This is a genomic window from Caballeronia sp. (genome assembly GCF_049581465.1).
In the GTDB taxonomy this organism is placed as follows: Bacteria; Pseudomonadota; Gammaproteobacteria; order Burkholderiales; family Burkholderiaceae; genus Caballeronia.
Window position 1 is genome coordinate 1 of record NZ_JBAUSA010001406.1, and the last position, 1,601, is coordinate 1,601.

2 protein-coding genes are annotated in these 1,601 nt (G+C 63.9%); both read right to left on the reverse strand.

The window, feature by feature from the left end; genetic code table 11:
• Nucleotides 1–751: lysophospholipid acyltransferase family protein (locus tag WCA53_RS33985; RefSeq protein ID WP_423922533.1), on the reverse strand; the 751-nt coding region annotated here is incomplete at its 3' end.
• Nucleotides 738–1,463: a beta-ketoacyl synthase chain length factor gene (locus WCA53_RS33990; RefSeq protein ID WP_423922536.1), complete on the reverse strand. Its 726-nt coding sequence runs from the start codon at nucleotides 1,461–1,463 to the stop codon at nucleotides 738–740. The genes WCA53_RS33990 and WCA53_RS33985, both read right to left, overlap by 14 nt.
• Nucleotides 1,464–1,601: the final 138 nt, after the last annotated feature.

The following is a 1,601-nucleotide window of genomic DNA, read 5'->3' on the forward strand; positions in this document are numbered from 1 at the left end:
GATTAATGTGGGCCTCAATAGCGCGGGCGAGCGTGCGCGCGGCAAGGGTCGGGATGGCGCCGTGAGCTGCGACTCGCTCGGCTCCCAGCGGTTCAAGTACGTTCAGGCGAATGCGGAACGCTCGCGCCGGCACGTCGTACCAGCGCATCTGCTTGGTGAAAGCGGGCGGGTCGCAGTCGATGAGCACCGGCAGGATCGGCGTGCCGCCCTTGAGCGCCATGTGTGCGAATCCGCGTGAAAAAGCATGGAGCCGATTGGGCGCCGGACTGCGCGTGCCTTCGGGAAAAATGATCATCGTGTAGCCGGCCTCGATCTGACGCGCACCAGCCGCCACGAGTTCGGTCGGATCGTCGTTGCTGACGTATTCGGCGGCGCGCACGATACCCCAGAAAACCGGGTTGCGCCAGTGCGAGCTCTTGACCACGCAGCACGCGCGGGGCGTGAGCGCGAGCAATACGACGACATCCAGGTACGTCGGGTGATTGGCGACCACGATCATGGGCCCGCGTCCCCGCAATGCCTCGGCACCCGTGATATCGAGTTCCATCACGCCGACTTTTTGCAGCACGGCAACGAGTGCCTTGAAGAACCCGTGGATGATCGTCGTGACTGCGCGCTGACGCGATGCACGATGCGGCCAGACGCACGCGAACGGGAACACGAGAAGCGAAAAGAGGATCCCCGAGATGCCGAACACCATGAAGCTCATGCCGGTCGCGAACAGTCTCCAGGCGTGATTAAGCCGCTTCATGCCAGCTCCATTGCCAGGTGGAATCGCCCAGCACCCTCTCACGCTCTTGCCGTGCGAATCGCCATGCGGCGGGTGCATGGGTATCGAGACAATGCACGACGGCTTCGCTTTGGGTCCGGAAATAGCGCTGCCCTGGAACCGGCGCACTAGCCGGCGCGGCCGAACGTGCGAGCGTGCAAGAAAGATGGCCCGCTGTATCGCGTGCATCGATCAGGATGGCGAGCGCGCCGCCCTGCACTTCATCCTCGATGGTTCCGTACACGGGATCGGCGGGTTCATCCGCGTACACGACGAGCACGGGCCAATCCGGATCCACCGCGAACTGCGCATGCGCTTCAAGCAACGCAAGCCCAAGCGTTTCCGCGCCAGCGGAGACGGCACTTGCCGGCGAGCGGTCGCCGCGAGCGATGCCGAATATGCCGGTCATCGCGTTGAGCACCGACAGGCTGAAAGCAGTGGGAGAAACCGGCTCGCCCGTGCTGATGGCGCGCAGGATCTCGGTCGTGCGCCGCAGTTCACCATGCCGCGATGCGAACACCACGCGCACGCGGTCGAGTTCGGCCACGCAGTCGTGGGCGACCTTCAGGGCGCTTCGGGACAGGCTGCTCAGACGGCGGCGGACGATCGGCTCGATGAAGCTGATATCGGCGGTCGCTGCGGCAGCGGTGGCGGACCATCGGGAAACGGGCATGGTCCAGCGCAGATCGTGCATACGATATTTACGATTTGAAAGGCACCAGCACCTCACCAGGGTTCGCCTGTGCGGGTAGCGCGTGAATGAGCCCGCTCCAGCCGGACGATCTTCAACTGGCTAACAAGAGAAGACGGCCGGATAGTCCAATGCCTGTAC

Coding starts and splice junctions, on each gene's coding strand:
- WCA53_RS33990 (WP_423922536.1), bottom strand. CDS start 1,463: ATGCACGATCTGCGCTGGACCATGCCCGTTTCCCGATGGTCCGCCACC.